This is a genomic window from Paracoccus sp. P2 (assembly GCF_046335115.1).
GTDB lineage: Bacteria > Pseudomonadota > Alphaproteobacteria > Rhodobacterales > Rhodobacteraceae > Paracoccus > Paracoccus pantotrophus.
Genome location: NZ_JBGOSN010000006.1, coordinates 75,478 through 90,540, shown reverse-complemented (window position 1 = coordinate 90,540; position 15,063 = coordinate 75,478). Strand labels below are relative to the sequence as shown.

General features: G+C 71.2%; 19 protein-coding genes. All 19 read left to right on the top strand.

All coding sequences use genetic code 11. The annotated features are described in order from the left end of the window. The first annotated feature begins 5 nt into the window (after window positions 1–5). The 19 genes from ACDP63_RS06110 to ACDP63_RS06020 all read left to right on the top strand — a co-directional run bounded on the left by ACDP63_RS06110 (window position 6) and on the right by ACDP63_RS06020 (window position 15,062). Complete coding sequence (locus tag ACDP63_RS06110; protein WP_024843701.1) at window positions 6–773, top strand: SDR family NAD(P)-dependent oxidoreductase; 768 nt, start codon at window positions 6–8, stop codon at window positions 771–773. 12 nt (window positions 774–785) lie between these two features. Then, window positions 786–1,967 carry an acetyl-CoA C-acyltransferase gene (locus ACDP63_RS06105; RefSeq protein ID WP_409927856.1) on the top strand — a complete coding sequence of 394 codons (1,182 nt, stop codon included), beginning with the start codon at window positions 786–788 and terminating at the stop codon, window positions 1,965–1,967. Next, window positions 1,964–3,091, top strand: coding sequence for an acyl-CoA dehydrogenase family protein (locus ACDP63_RS06100; RefSeq protein ID WP_024843699.1), 1,128 nt, complete (start codon window positions 1,964–1,966; stop codon window positions 3,089–3,091). The genes ACDP63_RS06105 and ACDP63_RS06100 overlap by 4 nt, the downstream gene beginning before the upstream one ends. A gap of 9 nt (window positions 3,092–3,100) precedes the next feature. Next, the gene (locus tag ACDP63_RS06095; RefSeq protein ID WP_024843698.1) at window positions 3,101–3,871 is read left to right on the top strand and encodes an enoyl-CoA hydratase-related protein; all 771 of its coding nucleotides are present in this window, start codon (window positions 3,101–3,103) and stop codon (window positions 3,869–3,871) included. Window positions 3,872–3,979: 108 nt separating this feature from the next. Next, window positions 3,980–5,242: a beta-ketoacyl-ACP synthase II gene (fabF, locus tag ACDP63_RS06090; RefSeq protein ID WP_024843697.1), complete on the top strand. Its 1,263-nt coding sequence runs from the start codon at window positions 3,980–3,982 to the stop codon at window positions 5,240–5,242. After that, on the top strand, window positions 5,239–6,417 hold the full coding sequence (gene mltG / locus ACDP63_RS06085; protein WP_036747269.1) for an endolytic transglycosylase MltG: 1,179 nt from the start codon (window positions 5,239–5,241) through the stop codon (window positions 6,415–6,417). Before fabF ends, mltG begins: the two co-directional genes overlap by 4 nt. 357 nt (window positions 6,418–6,774) lie before the next feature. Beyond that, window positions 6,775–7,134 carry a hypothetical protein gene (locus ACDP63_RS06080; protein ID WP_024843695.1) on the top strand — a complete coding sequence of 120 codons (360 nt, stop codon included), beginning with the start codon at window positions 6,775–6,777 and terminating at the stop codon, window positions 7,132–7,134. Next, a complete protein-coding gene (locus ACDP63_RS06075) occupies window positions 7,034–8,425 on the top strand; it encodes a DNA-packaging protein (protein ID WP_177209316.1) in 1,392 nt (463 codons plus the stop codon). The genes ACDP63_RS06080 and ACDP63_RS06075 overlap by 101 nt, the downstream gene beginning before the upstream one ends. A gap of 328 nt (window positions 8,426–8,753) precedes the next feature. Further along, on the top strand, window positions 8,754–9,953 hold the full coding sequence (locus tag ACDP63_RS06070) for a phage portal protein (RefSeq protein ID WP_024843693.1): 1,200 nt from the start codon (window positions 8,754–8,756) through the stop codon (window positions 9,951–9,953). Window position 9,954: 1 nt separating this feature from the next. Beyond that, a complete protein-coding gene (locus tag ACDP63_RS06065; protein ID WP_024843692.1) occupies window positions 9,955–10,188 on the top strand; it encodes a hypothetical protein in 234 nt (77 codons plus the stop codon). Then, complete coding sequence (locus ACDP63_RS06060) at window positions 10,169–10,726, top strand: HK97 family phage prohead protease (protein WP_024843691.1); 558 nt, start codon at window positions 10,169–10,171, stop codon at window positions 10,724–10,726. The genes ACDP63_RS06065 and ACDP63_RS06060 overlap by 20 nt, the downstream gene beginning before the upstream one ends. 23 nt (window positions 10,727–10,749) lie before the next feature. Further along, complete coding sequence (locus ACDP63_RS06055) at window positions 10,750–11,916, top strand: phage major capsid protein (RefSeq protein ID WP_024843690.1); 1,167 nt, start codon at window positions 10,750–10,752, stop codon at window positions 11,914–11,916. A 126-nt stretch (window positions 11,917–12,042) separates the two neighbouring features. Next, window positions 12,043–12,660, top strand: coding sequence for a hypothetical protein (locus ACDP63_RS06050; protein WP_024843689.1), 618 nt, complete (start codon window positions 12,043–12,045; stop codon window positions 12,658–12,660). Next, the gene (locus ACDP63_RS06045) at window positions 12,657–13,007 is read left to right on the top strand and encodes a head-tail adaptor protein (protein ID WP_024843688.1); all 351 of its coding nucleotides are present in this window, start codon (window positions 12,657–12,659) and stop codon (window positions 13,005–13,007) included. The genes ACDP63_RS06050 and ACDP63_RS06045 overlap by 4 nt, the downstream gene beginning before the upstream one ends. Beyond that, window positions 13,004–13,423 (top strand): DUF3168 domain-containing protein, encoded by a 420-nt coding sequence (locus ACDP63_RS06040; RefSeq protein ID WP_024843687.1) that lies wholly within the window; start codon window positions 13,004–13,006, stop codon window positions 13,421–13,423. The genes ACDP63_RS06045 and ACDP63_RS06040 overlap by 4 nt, the downstream gene beginning before the upstream one ends. 12 nt (window positions 13,424–13,435) lie before the next feature. Then, on the top strand, window positions 13,436–13,849 hold the full coding sequence (locus ACDP63_RS06035) for a phage major tail protein, TP901-1 family (protein WP_024843686.1): 414 nt from the start codon (window positions 13,436–13,438) through the stop codon (window positions 13,847–13,849). After that, a complete protein-coding gene (locus ACDP63_RS06030) occupies window positions 13,800–14,168 on the top strand; it encodes a gene transfer agent family protein (RefSeq protein ID WP_024843685.1) in 369 nt (122 codons plus the stop codon). The genes ACDP63_RS06035 and ACDP63_RS06030 overlap by 50 nt, the downstream gene beginning before the upstream one ends. Continuing rightward, window positions 14,165–14,377: a phage tail assembly chaperone gene (locus tag ACDP63_RS06025; RefSeq protein WP_024843684.1), complete on the top strand. Its 213-nt coding sequence runs from the start codon at window positions 14,165–14,167 to the stop codon at window positions 14,375–14,377. The genes ACDP63_RS06030 and ACDP63_RS06025 overlap by 4 nt, the downstream gene beginning before the upstream one ends. Before the next feature lie 19 nt (window positions 14,378–14,396). Next, a complete protein-coding gene (locus ACDP63_RS06020; RefSeq protein WP_024843683.1) occupies window positions 14,397–15,062 on the top strand; it encodes a phage tail tape measure protein in 666 nt (221 codons plus the stop codon). Window position 15,063 lies beyond the last annotated feature (1 nt).

The window sequence follows — 15,063 nt, the reverse complement described above, 5'->3', positions numbered from 1 at the left end:
GCATCATGCAGATCGAGAGCAGGGTTTTTGTGATCACAGGCGCCGGGTCCGGCCTTGGCGCGGCGGTGGCGCGCATGGCGGTGGGCGCGGGCGCGCGGGCGGTGCTGCTGGACGTGAATGCCGATTCCGGCGCGGCCATGGCGGCGGAACTGGGCGAGGCGGCGCGTTTCGTCAGGACCGACGTGACCAGCGGCCCGGAGGGCGAGGCGGCCATTGCCGCGGCGCTGGAGGCCTTTGGCCGGATCGACGTGGCGGTGAATTGCGCCGGCGTGGCGCCGGGCGAGAAGATCGTCGGGCGCGAGGGGCCGCATGGGCTGGAGAGTTTCGCCCGCGCCATCCAGATCAACCTGATCGGCACCTTCAACATGCTGCGGCTGGCCGCCGATGCCATGGCGAAGAATGCGCCGGGCGAGGGCGGCGAGCGCGGGGTGATCGTCAACACCGCCTCGATCGCGGCCTATGACGGGCAGATCGGGCAGGCGGCCTATGCGGCCTCGAAGGGCGGCGTCGCGGCGCTGACCCTGCCGGCGGCGCGGGAACTGGCGCGGCACGGCATCCGGGTGATGACCATCGCGCCGGGCATCTTTGCCACGCCGATGATGGCCGGGCTGCCGCAGGAGGTGCAGGACAGCCTGGGCGCCAACGTGCCGTTTCCGCCGCGGCTGGGCAACCCGGCGGAATATGCGGCGCTGGTGCGCCATATCGTCGAAAACCAGATGCTGAACGGCGAGGTCGTCCGGCTGGACGGCGCGCTGCGCATGGCACCGAAATAAGGGGGGTTCATCATGGATAGCGATCCGATTGTCATCGCGGGCGCGGCCCGCACGCCGATGGGCGGCTTTCAGGGCGATTTCGCCGGGGTCGAGGCCGCGGCGCTGGGCGCCACCGCGATCAAGGCGGCGCTGGGCGGGCTGGACCCGCAGGCGGTGGACGAGATCATCATGGGCTGCGTGCTGCCCGCCGGCCAGGGCCAGGCCCCGGCGCGGCAGGCGGCGCTGGGCGCGGGCCTGCCGCTGGGCGCCGGCGCCACGACCGTCAACAAGATGTGCGGCTCGGGCATGAAGGCGGCGATGCTGGGGCATGACCTGATCCTGGCCGGTTCCGCCGAGGTGGTGGTGGCGGGCGGCATGGAGAGCATGTCGAACGCGCCCTATCTGCTGCCGAAAGCGCGGTCGGGCTATCGCATGGGCCATGGGCAGGTCATGGACCACATGTTCCTGGACGGGTTGGAGGACGCCTATGACAAGGGCCGGCTGATGGGCACATTCGCCGAGGATTGCGCGGAAGTCTATCAGTTCACCCGCGAGGCGCAGGACGAATTCGCGATTGCCTCGCTGACCCGGGCGCAGAAGGCGATTGCCGCCGGGCATTTTGCGGGCGAGATCGCGCCGGTGACGGTCAAGGGCCGCGGCGGCGAGACGGTCGTGGATACCGACGAGCAGCCGGGCAAGGCGCGGCTGGACAAGATCCCGACGCTGAAGCCCGCCTTCCGGCCGGGGGGCACGGTGACGGCGGCGAATTCCTCGTCGATCTCGGACGGGGCGGCGGCGCTGGTCTTGATGCGGGCCTCGGAGGCCGAGCGGCGCGGGCTGGTGCCGCGGGCGCGGATCCTGGGCCACGCGACCTATGCCGACAAGCCGGGGCTGTTTCCGACCGCGCCCATCGGCTCGGTCCGGCGCCTGCTGGAGCGGACGGGGACGGCGCTTTCGGATTACGACCTGTTCGAGGTGAACGAGGCTTTCGCCGTGGTCGCCATGGCGGCGATGCGCGACCTTGGCCTGTCGCATGAGGTGGTGAACATCCATGGCGGCGCCTGCGCGCTGGGCCATCCCATCGGCGCATCCGGCGCGCGGGTGCTGGTCACGCTGCTGGCGGCGCTGGAGACGCATGGCGGCCAGCGCGGCATCGCGTCCCTGTGCATCGGCGGCGGCGAGGCGACGGCGGTGGCCATCGAGAGGATGCCATGATGCTGACCGAGGAACAGGAACAGATCCGCGACGCCGCCCGCGACTTTGCGCGCGAACGGCTGGCGCCGGGGGCGGCGCAGCGCGACCGCGAACATGCCTTTCCGCGCGCCGAGCTGACCGAGATGGGCGAACTGGGCTTTCTGGGCATGCTGGTGCCCGAGGAACATGGCGGCTCGGAAACCGGCGCGGTCGCCTATGCACTGGCGCTGGAGGAGATCGCGGCGGCGGACGGGGCGTGCTCGACCATCATGTCGGTGCACAGCTCGGTCGGCTGCGTGCCGATCCTGCGTTTCGGCACCGACGAGCAGAAGGCGCGCTTCCTGCCGAAGATGGCCAGCGGCGCGTGGATCGGCGGTTTCGCGCTGACCGAGCCGCATGCCGGCTCGGACGCCTCGAACCTGCGCACCAAGGCGCGGCGCGAGGGCGACCATTACGTCATCGACGGGGCCAAGCAGTTCATCACCTCGGGCAAGAACGGCAAGGTGGTGATCGTCTTTGCGGTGACGGATGCGGCGGCGGGCAAGAAGGGGATTTCCGCCTTCATCGTGCCGACGGATACGCCGGGCTACGAGGTGGTCTCGGTCGAGCACAAGCTGGGCCAGCACAGTTCGGACACCTGCGCGCTGGCATTCACCGGCATGCGGGTGCCGGTCGAGAACCGGCTGGGCGCCGAGGGCGAGGGCTACCGGATTGCGCTGTCGAACCTGGAGGGCGGGCGCATCGGCATCGCCGCCCAGGCGGTCGGCATGGCGCGCGGCGCCTATGAGGCGGCCCTGGCCTATGCGCGCGAACGCATCACCTTTGGCCGGCCGATCATCGAGCATCAGGCGGTGGCCTTCAGGCTTGCCGACATGGCGACGCAGATCGACGCGGCGCGGCTGATGGTGCTGCGCGCCGCCATGTTGCGCGAGGCCGGCAAGCCCTGCCTGACCGAGGCCAGCATGGCCAAGCTTTTCGCCTCGGAAATGGCGGAAAGGGTCTGTTCGGCGGCGATCCAGCTGCATGGCGGCTATGGCTACCTGGCCGATTACCCGGTCGAGCGCATCTATCGCGACGTGCGCGTGACCCAGATCTATGAGGGCACGAGCGAGGTGCAGCGCCTCGTCATCGCCCGCAACCTGTGAGGGGGGAGCATGGCTGAACTGATCGAGATCACGCGGGAGGGCCGCGTGGCGCTGATCCGGCTGAACCGGCCCGAGGCGCTGAACGCGCTGAACTCGGCCCTGGCCGAGGAACTGACGGCGGCGGCCGAGGCGCTGGATGCCGACCGGGGCGTGGGGGCCGTGGTCGTCACCGGCTCGGAGCGCGCCTTCGCGGCGGGGGCGGATATCTCGGAAATGGCCGAAAAGAGCGCCGAGGAGATGGTCGAGGCGGATTTCTTTGCCATCTGGGACCGGTTCGCGGCGACGCGCACGCCCAAGATCGCGGCGGTGAACGGCTATGCGCTGGGCGGCGGCTGCGAGCTGATGATGATGTGCGATTTCGCCATTGCCGGCGAGGGGGCGAAATTCGGCCAGCCCGAGGTCAAGCTGGGCGTGATCGCCGGCATGGGCGGCACGCAGCGCATGACCAAGCTGATCGGGCGGGCGCTGTCGATGGACCTGCACCTGACCGGCCGGATGATGGACGCGGCCGAGGCGCTGCGCGCCGGGCTGGTGGCGCGGGTGGTGCCCGACGATCAGGTCGTGGCCGAGGCGATGGCGGCGGCGCGGCAGATCGCCGGCTATTCGCGGCCGGCGACGCGGCTGGCGCGCGAGGCGGTGATGCGGGCCGAGGAGCTGTCGCTGGCCGAGGGCGTCGCCTGGGAACGGCGGCTGTTCCACCGGCTGTTCGGCACCGAGGGCCAGCGCGAGGGCATGCGGGCCTTTCTGGAAAAGCGCAAGCCGGCGTTTCACCGCGACTGACCCGGAAGCGGGGGCGGCGGCCCGCCGCCCGGGCGGCGCTTTGCGTTGCGCGGCCGGCGGGCGGCGTGTAGAACCTGCCCGATTGAGCGTTGCGAAGGGAGCCCGTGCATGCGCAGAGTTGTCGTCACCGGACTGGGGATGGTCACGCCGCTGGCCTCGGGGGTCGAGGAGACCTGGTCGAGGCTTCTGGCCGGGGAATCCGGCGCCGGACCGATCACCCGGTTCGACACCAAGGACGTGGCGACGAAATATGCCTGCGAGATCCCCTTTGGCGACGGCTCGGGCGGGACGTTCAACCCCGACGACTGGATGGAGCCCAAGGACCGGCGCAAGGTCGACGACTTCATCCTTTACGGCATGGCCGCCGCCGAGCAGGCGGTGAAGGATTCCGGCTGGGAGCCCGCGAACGAGGACGAGCGCGAGCGCACCGGGGTCATGATCGGCTCGGGCATCGGCGGGCTGTCCTCGATCGCCGATACCGCGGTGCTGATCAAGGAACGCGGGCCGAAACGGGTTTCGCCGTTCTTCATTCCGGGGGCGCTGATCAACCTGGTCTCGGGCCAGGTCTCGATCCGCTTCGGCTTCAAGGGGCCGAACCATGCGGTCGTCACCGCCTGCTCGACCGGCGCCCATGCCATCGGCGACGCGGCGCGGCTGATCGCGCTGGGCGATGCGGATGTCATGGTGGCCGGCGGCACCGAGAGCCCGATCTGCGAGATCGGCATCGCCGGCTTCAACGCCTGCAAGGCGCTGTCCACCAAGCGCGAGGACGATCCCAAGGCGGCGAGCCGGCCCTGGGACGAGGATCGCGACGGCTTCGTCATGGGCGAGGGCGCCGGCGTCGTGGTGCTGGAGGAATACGAGCATGCCAAGGCGCGCGGCGCCAGGATCTATGCCGAGATCCTGGGCTATGGCATGTCGGGCGACGCCTATCACATCACCGCGCCCAGCGAGGATGGCGACGGCGGTTTCCGCAGCATGACCAATGCGCTGAAGCGCGCCAACCTCGCGCCGGGCGCGCTGGACTATATCAACGCGCATGGCACCTCGACCATGGCCGACGTGATCGAGCTGGGCGCGGTCGAGCGGCTCTTGGGCGATGCGGCGGGCAATGTGGTGATGTCCTCGACCAAGTCGAGCATCGGGCACCTGCTGGGCGCGGCGGGGGCGGTCGAGGCGATCTTCTGCATCCTCGCCATCCGCGACCAGATCTGCCCGCCGACCATCAACCTGGACAAGCAGGCGCGCGAAACCCCGGTCGACCTGGCCGCCAATGCCGCGGTGCGGCGCAAGGTGGATCACGTGCTGTCCAACAGCTTCGGCTTCGGCGGCACCAATGCCAGCCTGGTGATGGGGCGGGTCAAGGAATGATCTGGCGCCATATCGCGTCGAATTTCCTGACGCTGCTGATCGTGATCCTGATCGCGGTCGCGGCGGCCATCGCCTGGGGCAAGCACGAATACACCCGGCCCGGCCCCAGCGCCTTGGCCGCCTGCGTGCGCGTCGCCCCCGGCGCCAGCCTGAACGCGGTGAGCCAGCAGCTGGCCGAGCAGGGCGTGGTGTCCAATGCCTATGTGTTCCGGGCGGGCGCCGATTATGCCGGGAAATCGCGCGATCTGAAATACGGCTCCTACCTGATGCCGCCGCATGCCAGCATGGCGGAGATCGTCCGGGTCATCACCGCCGGCGGTCCCAGCACCTGCGGCACCGAGGTGGTGTTCCGCATCGGCGTGCGCGAGAACTCGGTGATCCTGCGCGACATGGATGCCGAGACCGGGGTCTTTGCCGAGCAGGCCAAATACAACCCCGCCAGCGAGCCGGCGCCCGAGGTCGTCACCGCGGCGGAGGCCAAGCCCGATGCGCGGCTGCGCATCTCGGTCGCCGAGGGGGTGACGAGCTGGCAGGTGGTCGAGGGGCTGAAACAGGCCGGTTTCCTGGGCGGCGAGGTCGCGGACCTGCCCGAGGAGGGCAGCCTCGCCCCCGACACCTATGATGTGCAGAAGGGCGCCGACCGCGCCGCGCTGCTGGCCGAGATGGCGCGGCGGCAAGAGGCGATCCTGGCCGCGGCCTGGGAGGCGCGCGAGCCCGACCTGCCCTATGCCACGCCCGAGGAGGCGCTGGTCATGGCCTCGATCATCGAGAAGGAGACCGGCCAGCCGGAAGAGCGCCGGGTGGTGGCCAGCGTCTTTGTCAACCGGCTGCGGCAGGGCATGCGGCTGGAGACCGACCCGACGGTGATCTATGGCATCACCGAGGGCAAGGGAGTTCTGGACCGCGGCATCCGCGCCTCGGAACTGCGGCGGCGCACGGCCTATAACACCTATCAGATCGACGGGCTGCCGCCGACGCCCATCGCCAATCCCGGCCGGGCCGCCATCGCCGCGGCGATGGACCCGGAGGATACCGATTACGTCTTCTTCGTCGCCGACGGCTCGGGCGGGCATGCATTCGCCCGCACGCTGGAGGAGCATAACCGCAACGTCGCCCGCTGGCGCGAGATCGAGCGCCAGAGGGGCCAGCCGCTGTCGCCGGTGCAGGGCGACTGACGGGCGCCGGGGTGCAGGTGGGAGGCGCGGCCGGCGTGAGCGGGGCGCGCTTGCGCCCCTGGCCCGGTTGCCGTCCCGGGTATTTGGGGAACGAAGAAGCGATGCGGCGGGCCGCGTCCGGTTCCGGCCCTGTTGCGCAGGGCGCGCGGCGGGTGTTGCTTTTGGCAAGCCGTTGATTTCGCTTGGCTATGGCAGCGGCGACCGCGCAATCCCCGGTTTTGCGTTGACTCGGCGCACGCCCTGAAGTAGAAATTCCCCATGCTGGGAGAGATGGGCAAGCGGCCGGGGGCGACCCCGAGGCCGCTTTTTTCATGTCTCGCTCGTGCGGACAGGCACAGGACGGCAGGGCGATCAAGAATGACCAAGAGTTTCGATCCGGGGCCAGGGGCGCCGGAAGGGCCTTTCGTGCCCGGCGCCGAGGCGCCGGACACAAACGTGCTGGAGATCGCGGACGGGCTGTTTCGGTCCTATGCGGCGGAACTGAACCGGCTGCGAGAGCGGATCGAGGCCGGCGAGACGGGCGAGTTGAAGGAATCCGGCAAGCTGGTGCGCGAGTTGCGGGCCGCGACCCAGATGGTGCTGGAGGAAAGGAGCAAGGTTGACAAGCTTCGCAAGGATGCTGCCGGGCGGGTCGGTGCAGGCGCACTCGACCTTGACGCGGCACGAGACGAGATCGGGCGCCGCCTGGCTTGCCTGCGCCGCGCAGGAGGAGGTTGACGCGTTCCTGGCGGGTCTGGGCGAGAATGCGCTGGCCAGCCTGCCCTGGCTTTTCGAGTTCTGGGCGCTGCCGCACCAGCTGCCGCCCGAGGGCGACTGGAAGAGCTGGGTCATCATGGGCGGGCGCGGTGCGGGCAAGACCCGCGCCGGCGCCGAATGGGTGCGCGCCCAGGTCGAGGGCGCAACCCCCGAGGCGCCGGGCCGCGCGCGCCGGGTGGCGCTGGTCAGCGAGACGCTGGACCAGGCCCGCGACGTGATGGTGTTCGGGGAATCGGGGATCCTGGCCTCGTCGCCGCCCGACCGGCGGCCGGTCTGGGAGGCGGGGCGGCGGCGGCTGGTCTGGCCCAATGGCGCGGTGGCGCAGCTTTACTCGGCCCATGAGCCCGAGGCGCTGCGCGGGCCGCAATTCGACGCGGCCTGGGTCGACGAGCTGGCCAAGTGGAAGAAGGCCGAGGAGACATGGGACATGCTGCAATTCGCGCTGCGGCTGGGTCCGCATCCGCAGCAGGTCGTCACCACCACGCCCAGGAACGTGGCGGTGCTGAAGCGGCTGTTGCGGCAGTCCTCGACCGTGACCACCCATGCGCCGACCGATGCGAACCGGGCCTATCTGGCGGAAAGCTTCATGGCCGAGGTGCAGGCGCGCTATGGCGGCACCCGGCTGGGGCGGCAGGAGCTGGAGGGGTTGCTGCTGGAGGATGTCGAGGGGGCGCTGTGGAGCGCCGCCCTGCTGGAGCGCTGCCGCGTCGAGGCTTGCCCGGCGCTGTCGCGCATCGTCGTCGCGGTCGATCCGGCGGTGACGGGCGGCGCGGCGTCGGACGAATGCGGCATCGTGGTGGCCGGGGCGGTGGCCGAGGGGCCGGCGACCGAATGGCGCGCCTATGTGCTGGAGGATGCCTCGGTCCGGGGCGGGCCCTTGGACTGGGCGCGGGCCGCCATCGCCGCCATGCAGCGCCACGGCGCCGAGCGGCTGGTGGCCGAGGTCAACCAGGGCGGCGACCTGGTCGAGAGCGTGATCCGCCAGGTCGATCCGCTGGTGCCGTTCCGCGCCCTGCGCGCCGGGCGCGGCAAGGGCTTGCGCGCCGAGCCGGTGGCGGCGCTTTACGAGCAGGGGCGGGTCAGCCACCTGCGGGGGCTGGGCCAGCTGGAGGAGCAGATGTGCCGCATGACGGTGGCGGGCTATGACGGGCGCGGCTCGCCCGATCGGCTGGATGCGCTGGTCTGGGCCATCCACGAGCTGGTGATCGCGCCGGCCGCGCATCACCTGCGCCCGGCGGTGCGGGGGCTTTAGGGGGCTTTGCCCCCCGCGCCTGCCGCCCCCCTGGACGGGGGGCCGCAGGCGCTTCCCCCCAGGGTATTTTCGAAACGGTGAAAGGGCCTTGCGGGGTCCGGGAGGGGTCGCGGGCGCGGCCCCTTTTTCATTGGCATTTCAGGAGGAACCGATGGCATTTCCCTGGTTCGGGCGGGGGGCTGCGCNCCCCCCGCGCCTGCCGCCCCCCTGGACGGGGGGCCGCAGGCGCTTCCCCCCAGGGTATTTTCGAAACGGTGAAAGGGCCTTGCGGGGTCCGGGAGGGGTCGCGGGCGCGGCCCCTTTTTCATTGGCATTTCAGGAGGAACCGATGGCATTTCCCTGGTTCGGGCGGGGGGCTGCGCCCGCGCGGCCGCCCGGCGCGGTCGAGAAGAAGGCCAGCGCCGCCGGCAAGCTGGTGGCGCTGGCGGCGGGTTCGGGCCGCGTGGTCTGGTCGCCGCGCGACACGGTCAGCCTGACGCGGCTGGGCTTCGTCGGCAATCCGGTCGGGTTCCGCGCCGTGCGGCTGATCGCCGAGGCCGCCGCCGCCGTGCCGCTGATCTGCCAGGACCGCGAGCGCCGCTATGAGGTGCATCCGGTGCTGGACCTGATGCGCCGGCCCAATCCGGGCCAGGGCCGGGCCGAGCTGTTCGAGGCGCTCTACGGCCAGATCCTGCTGAGCGGCGACGGCTATCTGGAGGCGGTGGGCGAGGGTGCGCAGGGGCTGCCGGCCGAGCTGCACGTGCTGCGCTCGGACCGGATGGCGGTGGTGCCGGGGGCGGACGGCTGGCCGGTCGCCTATGAATATGGCGTGGGCGGGCGCAAGGTCCGCTTCGACATGGCCGGCAGTCCCGATCCGATCTGCCATATCCGCAGTTTCCATCCGCTGGACGACCATCACGGGCTGTCGCCGATGCAGGCGGCGGCGGTGGCGGTGGATGTGCATAACAGCGCCTCGAGCTGGTCCAAGGCGCTTTTGGACAATGCGGCGCGGCCCAGCGGCGCCATCGTCTACAAGGGCGCCGACGGGCAGGGCGGCCTGTCGCCGGACCAGTATGAGCGCCTGGTGACGGAGATGGAGATGCATCACCAGGGCGCGCGCAATGCCGGGCGGCCGATGCTGCTGGAGGGCGGGCTCGACTGGAAGCCGATGGGGTTCTCACCCTCGGACATGGAGTTTCACCAGACCAAGCTGGCGGCGGCGCGCGAGATCGCCCAGGCCTTCGGGGTGCCGCCGATGCTGATCGGCATTCCGGGCGAGGCGACCTATGCCAATTACGCCGAAGCGCATCGGGCCTTTTACCGGCTAACCGTGCTGCCGCTGGTCTCGCGCGTGGCCGGTGCCCTGGCCTGGTGGCTGTCCGAGCATCTGGGGGCCGAGATCGACCTGCGCGCCGATCCCGACCAGGTGCCGGCCCTGGCCGAGGAGCGCGACCAGCATTGGAAGCGCGTCGGCGAGGCCGGCTTCCTGACCCCGGCCGAGAAGCGGGCGGCGCTGGGGCTGCCGCCCCTGCCGGAGGGGGAGGGGTGAGATGGAGGGCTCGCGTTTCGTCAAGGAGCCCTTCGACTGGCACGACCAGCGCCTCGAGACGCAGGAGCGGATCATGGCGCTGCAATTTTCCCAGGTGGAGCGCCGGCTGGAGCGCATCGAGGCGCTGATCGAGGGGCTGGAGCGGCGGCTGTGGATGACCGTCTATGGCGTCGTCGCGGTCATCCTGACCCAGGCGGTGCAGTCCATCCTGGAATATGCCCCGAAAGGAGGGTGAGGTGGATTCGAAAGATTACGGGCTGGAGCTGAAATATGCCGCCGGCGGGTCGCTGGTGGCCGAGGGCACGCGGATCGAGGGCTATGCCAGCCTGTTCGGCCTGGCCGACCAGGGCGGCGATGTCGTGGTCCGCGGCGCCTATGCCGCCAGCCTGAAGCGGCTGGAGGCGCGGGGCGACCGGGTGCGGATGCTGTGGCAGCACGATCCCGCCCGGCCCATCGGGGTCTGGGAGGAGATCCGCGAGGACGGCAAGGGGCTGTGGGTCAAGGGGCGGCTGCTGCCCGAGATCGCCCAGGCCCGCGAGGCGGCGGCGCTGGTCGCGGCGGGCGCCATCGACGGGCTGTCGATCGGCTATCGCACCATTTCCGCCGAGCGCGACGGCAAGGGCCGGCGGCTGCTGTCCGAGGTCGAGCTGTGGGAGGTGTCGCTGGTCACCTTTCCGATGCTGGCCGAGGCCAGGGTCGGCACCAAGTCCGACCGGCTGCACGAGATGGCGGCGGCCTTTCGGGCCGCGACGCAGGCGCTGCGCGCCGAGTGAGTTTCACCGAAACGGAGGGGATCATGACCGAGGTGAAAGCCGCGGCCGGGGCGGATGTGCCCGGCGACCTGGGGGCCGAGATGCTGGGCTTTGTCCAGGAGTTGAAGGCATTCCGCAGCGAGATTCAGAACCGATTGGAAGCACAGGAAACACGCATGACCATGCTGGACCGCAAGACGATTTCCCGCCCCCGCGCGCCGCTGTCGGCCGAGGCCGACCAGGGTGCGCCGCATCAGAAGGCCTTCGACGCCTATATCCGCCACGGCGATGACGGCGCGCTGCGCGGGCTGCCGCTGGAGGGCAAGGCGATGACCACCACCAGCGACGGCGGCTTCCTGGCGGCGCCGACCGTGGCCATGCAGGTACAGGAGGCGCTGAACGTCACCGCCTCGTTGCGCCGTGTCGCCAATGTGGTGACGGTGGAATCGGCGAGCTATGAGGTGCTGGTGGACATGGGCGACATCGCCCATGGCTGGGCGGCCGAGACCGCCGCCCAGGCCGAGACCGGCACCCCCAGCGTGCAGCGGGTGGTGATCCCGGTGCATGAGCTTTCGGCCATGCCCAAGGCCAGCCAGCGCCTGCTGGACGACGCGGCCTTCGATGTCGAGACCTGGCTGGCCGGGCGCATCGCCGAGAAATTCGCCCGCGCCGAGGCCACGGCCTTCATCAGCGGCGACGGGGTGAACAAGCCGCGCGGCCTGCTGACCCATGCCAAGGCGCCGAACGGCAGCGCGACCAATGTGCAGATCGGCACCATCCCCTCGGGCGGGACCGGCGATTTCGCCGCCACCAACCCGGCCAATGCGCTGATCGACCTGGTCTATGCGCTGGGCGCGCAATACCGCGCCAATGCGAGCTTCGTGATGAATTCCAAGACCGCCGCCGCGGTGCGCAAGATGCGCGACGCGGATGGCCGCTTCCTGTGGGCGGACAGCCTGGCCATGGGGCAGCCGGCGCAGCTTCTGGGCTATCCGGTGCTGGTCTGCGAGGACATGCCCGACATCGCCCAGGGCTCGCATTCCATCGGGTTCGGCGATTTCCGCTCGGCCTATACCATCGTCGAGCGGCCGGATCTGCGGGTGCTGCGCGATCCGTTCTCGGCCAAGCCGCATGTGCTGTTCTATGCCAGCAAGCGCGTCGGCGGCGGCGTCACCGATGCGCGCGCCGTCAAGCTGATGGTCTTCGGCTGATCCGGGGCCGAAGCGGGGGCCGCGCCGGGAAACTGCGCCCTGCTGGCAAGTGCAGCTGTCCGCGCGCGCGAGGGTGCAGCGGCGCGGCCCCCTTTGCCCGAAGCCCTGCGAATGGGAGAGACGAGGATGATGCTTGTGGAAGTGACGGCGCCCGCGGCCGAGGCGCTGCCCGTCGCGATGTTGCGCGACCATCTGCGGCTGGGGACCGGTTTCGGCATGGCCGAGGACGCGGCCGAGACCGCGGCGCTGGCGGGGTTCCTGCGCGCGGCCATCGCCACCGTCGAGGCGCGCACCGGCAAGGTGCTGCTGGCCCGGCGGTTCCGGCTGCGGCTGGAGGCATGGCGCGATCCCGAGGGCCAGCCCTTGCCGCTGGCGCCGGTCGAGGCGGTCGAGCGGGTCGAGACGGCGGATGCGACGGGCGTTTCGGTGGTCGTCGACGCGGGGCTTTACCGGTTGGTGCCGGACATGCAGCGGCCGGTGCTGGCGCCGGTGGGGGCGTTCCTGCCGGCGGTGCCCCTGGGCGGGTTCGCCGAGATCACCTTGCGCGCCGGGTTCGGGGCGGAATGGGCGCAGGTGCCGGCCGACCTGGCGCAGGCGGTGCTGCTGCTGGCCGCGCGCTATCACGAGGATCGCAGCTTTGCGGGATCGGCGGGGGCGCTGCCCTTTGGCGTCGGCGCGCTGATCGAGCCCTGGCGCTCGGTCCGGGTGCTGGGGGGGCGCGGCAACCCGCGCGGCCGGGCATGAGCCTGCCGCGGCCGACGGTGCCGCTGGTCGTGGAATCCCCGGTCCGGGAGCCCGACGGGATGGGCGGGTTCCGCCTGGCCTGGCAGGAGGTCGGGCGCCTCTGGGCCGAGATGCGGTCGGGCGCGGGGGCGGAGCGCATCGCCGAGGTGGGGGCGCAGAGCGTCGTGACCTGGCGGATCATCGTCAGGGCGGCGCCGGTGGGCGATGCCCGCCGCCCGCGCCCCGAGCAGCGGCTGCGCCTGGGCGAGGGCGAGACGGCGCGCCGGTTCCGCATCGAGGCGGTGGCCGAGAGCGATGCCGGCGGCCGCTGGCTGGTCTGCATCGCCAAAGAGGAGGCGGGGGCATGAGCTACCGTGGAACGGCCGCGCTGCAGGTGGCGGTCTATCGCGTGCTGCGCGAGGACGCGGCGCTGGGGGCCATGGTGGGCGACGCGATCTATGACGCCATGCCGGTGGCGGCGCCGGCGGGGATCTATGTCGCGCTGGGCCCCGAGGAGGTGCGCGACGCGGGCGACATGACGGCGCCGGGCGCAGTGCATGATTTTGTGGTCTCGGTCCTGTCGGGGGCCGAGGCGGCGGGCGGTTTCGGTGCCGTCAAGGCGGCGGCGGTCGCGGTCAGCGAGGCGCTGGAGGGCGCCGCGATGGCGCTGGAGCGCGGGCATCTGGCGGGGCTGTGGTTCCTGCGCGCCCGCGCCCGGCGGGTGGAAAACGGCGCGGGGCGGCGGGTCGACCTGACCTTTCGCGCGCGCATCGACCTGGGTTGAGGAGAGACGGCGATGGCGGTGCAGAACGGACGCGACCTGCTGATCAAGATGGACATGACCGGCGACGGCCATTTCGAGACCGTGGCGGGGCTGCGGGCGACCCGGCTGGGCTTCAATGCCGAGACGGTGGACGTGACCAGCCTGGAAAGCGAGGGGCGCTGGCGCGAGCTGCTGGCGGGCGCCGGGGTGCGCTCGGCCAGCATCTCGGGGTCCGGGGTGTTCCGGGACGGGACCACGGACGAACGCGCGCGGCAGGTGTTCTTCGACGGCGAGGTGCCGCGCTTCCAGGTGGTGATCCCGGATTTCGGCACGGTCGAGGGGCCGTTCCAGATCACGGCGCTGGAATATGCGGGCAGTTACAATGGCGAGGCGACATATGAGATTTCCATGGCAAGCGCGGGCGCGATCAGCTTCGTCGCCTTCTGAGCCGGTCAACCCGCTGGCGGGCGAGGTCGAGATCTGGCTGGACGGGCGGCGCCATGTCGCCCGGCTGACGCTGGGCGCGCTGGCCGGGCTTGAGGCGGAACTGGGCGCCGAGAGCATGATCGCGCTGGTCGAACGCTTCGAGGGCGGGCGGTTCTCCAGCCGCGACGTGATGGCGGTGCTGGTCGCCGGGCTGCGGGCGGGCGGCTGGCCGGGCGGCATGGCGGAACTGGCCGCGGCCGAGTTGCGCGGCGGGCCGGTCGCTGCCGCCCATGCGGCGGCGGCGCTGCTGGCGCGGGCCTTTCGCGTCGAGGGGACATGAGCGGCGGGCTGGACTGGCCGGGGCTGATGCGCATGGGGATGGGTCCGCCGCGGCTGGGCGGGCTGGGGCTGCGGCCGGCCGAGTTCTGGGCGCTGACCCCGGCCGAGCTGGCCCTGATGCTGGGCGTCGAGCCGGGGCGCCGGGGCGCGATGACCCGCGACCGGCTGGCGGAACTGGTCGCGCGCTATCCCGACCGGCCCGCAGGTTAGCATGAAAGGAGGCGCCGTCATGGCGGAGAAGGACGGATTGGACCGGCTGGACGAGGACGGGCCGGCGCTGGGCCGCGGCCTGGAGCAGAGCGCCCGGCTGGCGGCGGAGTTCGACGCGGAACTGGCGCGGCTGCGGCAGTCGATGGTCCATACCAATCGCGAGGTCGGCACGCTGGCATCGGGGATCGGCAACGGGCTGCGCCGGGCGTTTTCGGGGCTGGTCTTCGACGGCATGAAGCTGTCGGACGCGCTGAAGGGCATCGCGCGCAGCATGGCCGACAGCGCCTTTGCCGTGGCGATGAAACCGGTCGAGCAGGCGCTGGCCGGGGCCATCGCGCAGGGGGTGAACGGCATGGTCTCGGCCGTGCTGCCCTTTGGCCAGGGGGCGGCGTTTTCGCAGGGGCGGGTGATGCCCTTTGCCAAGGGCGGCGTGGTGAGCCAGCCCACCTATTTCCCGATGCGCGGCGCGACCGGGCTGATGGGCGAGGCCGGGGCCGAGGCGATCATGCCCCTGCGCCGCGGCGCCGACGGGCGGCTGGGGGTCGCGGCGGCGGGCGGCGGCGGGCGGCCGGTCAATGTGACCTTCAATGTCTCGACCCCCGACGTGGCGGGGTTCCAGCGCAGCCAGAGCCAGATCGCCGCGCAGATGGCGCGGCTCCTGGCGCGCGGGGAAAGGAACGGCTGAG

Excerpts from the sequence above, each read along its gene's own strand:
- ACDP63_RS06075 (WP_177209316.1), top strand. The coding sequence starts at position 7,034 with ATGCTGCCGGGCGGGTCGGTGCAGGCGCACTCGACCTTGACGCGGCAC.
- ACDP63_RS06060 (WP_024843691.1), top strand. The coding sequence starts at position 10,169 with ATGCCCCGAAAGGAGGGTGAGGTGGATTCGAAAGATTACGGGCTGGAG.
- ACDP63_RS06035 (WP_024843686.1), top strand. The coding sequence starts at position 13,436 with ATGGCGGTGCAGAACGGACGCGACCTGCTGATCAAGATGGACATGACC.
- ACDP63_RS06025 (WP_024843684.1), top strand. The coding sequence starts at position 14,165 with ATGAGCGGCGGGCTGGACTGGCCGGGGCTGATGCGCATGGGGATGGGT.
- ACDP63_RS06040 (WP_024843687.1), top strand. The coding sequence starts at position 13,004 with ATGAGCTACCGTGGAACGGCCGCGCTGCAGGTGGCGGTCTATCGCGTG.
- ACDP63_RS06030 (WP_024843685.1), top strand. The coding sequence starts at position 13,800 with ATGAGATTTCCATGGCAAGCGCGGGCGCGATCAGCTTCGTCGCCTTCT.
- ACDP63_RS06100 (WP_024843699.1), top strand. The coding sequence starts at position 1,964 with ATGATGCTGACCGAGGAACAGGAACAGATCCGCGACGCCGCCCGCGAC.
- ACDP63_RS06095 (WP_024843698.1), top strand. The coding sequence starts at position 3,101 with ATGGCTGAACTGATCGAGATCACGCGGGAGGGCCGCGTGGCGCTGATC.
- ACDP63_RS06050 (WP_024843689.1), top strand. The coding sequence starts at position 12,043 with ATGATGCTTGTGGAAGTGACGGCGCCCGCGGCCGAGGCGCTGCCCGTC.
- ACDP63_RS06105 (WP_409927856.1), top strand. The coding sequence starts at position 786 with ATGGATAGCGATCCGATTGTCATCGCGGGCGCGGCCCGCACGCCGATG.
- mltG (WP_036747269.1), top strand. The coding sequence starts at position 5,239 with ATGATCTGGCGCCATATCGCGTCGAATTTCCTGACGCTGCTGATCGTG.
- ACDP63_RS06080 (WP_024843695.1), top strand. The coding sequence starts at position 6,775 with ATGACCAAGAGTTTCGATCCGGGGCCAGGGGCGCCGGAAGGGCCTTTC.
- ACDP63_RS06055 (WP_024843690.1), top strand. The coding sequence starts at position 10,750 with ATGACCGAGGTGAAAGCCGCGGCCGGGGCGGATGTGCCCGGCGACCTG.
- ACDP63_RS06070 (WP_024843693.1), top strand. The coding sequence starts at position 8,754 with ATGGCATTTCCCTGGTTCGGGCGGGGGGCTGCGCCCGCGCGGCCGCCC.
- ACDP63_RS06065 (WP_024843692.1), top strand. The coding sequence starts at position 9,955 with ATGGAGGGCTCGCGTTTCGTCAAGGAGCCCTTCGACTGGCACGACCAG.
- ACDP63_RS06020 (WP_024843683.1), top strand. The coding sequence starts at position 14,397 with ATGGCGGAGAAGGACGGATTGGACCGGCTGGACGAGGACGGGCCGGCG.
- fabF (WP_024843697.1), top strand. The coding sequence starts at position 3,980 with ATGCGCAGAGTTGTCGTCACCGGACTGGGGATGGTCACGCCGCTGGCC.
- ACDP63_RS06110 (WP_024843701.1), top strand. The coding sequence starts at position 6 with ATGCAGATCGAGAGCAGGGTTTTTGTGATCACAGGCGCCGGGTCCGGC.
- ACDP63_RS06045 (WP_024843688.1), top strand. The coding sequence starts at position 12,657 with ATGAGCCTGCCGCGGCCGACGGTGCCGCTGGTCGTGGAATCCCCGGTC.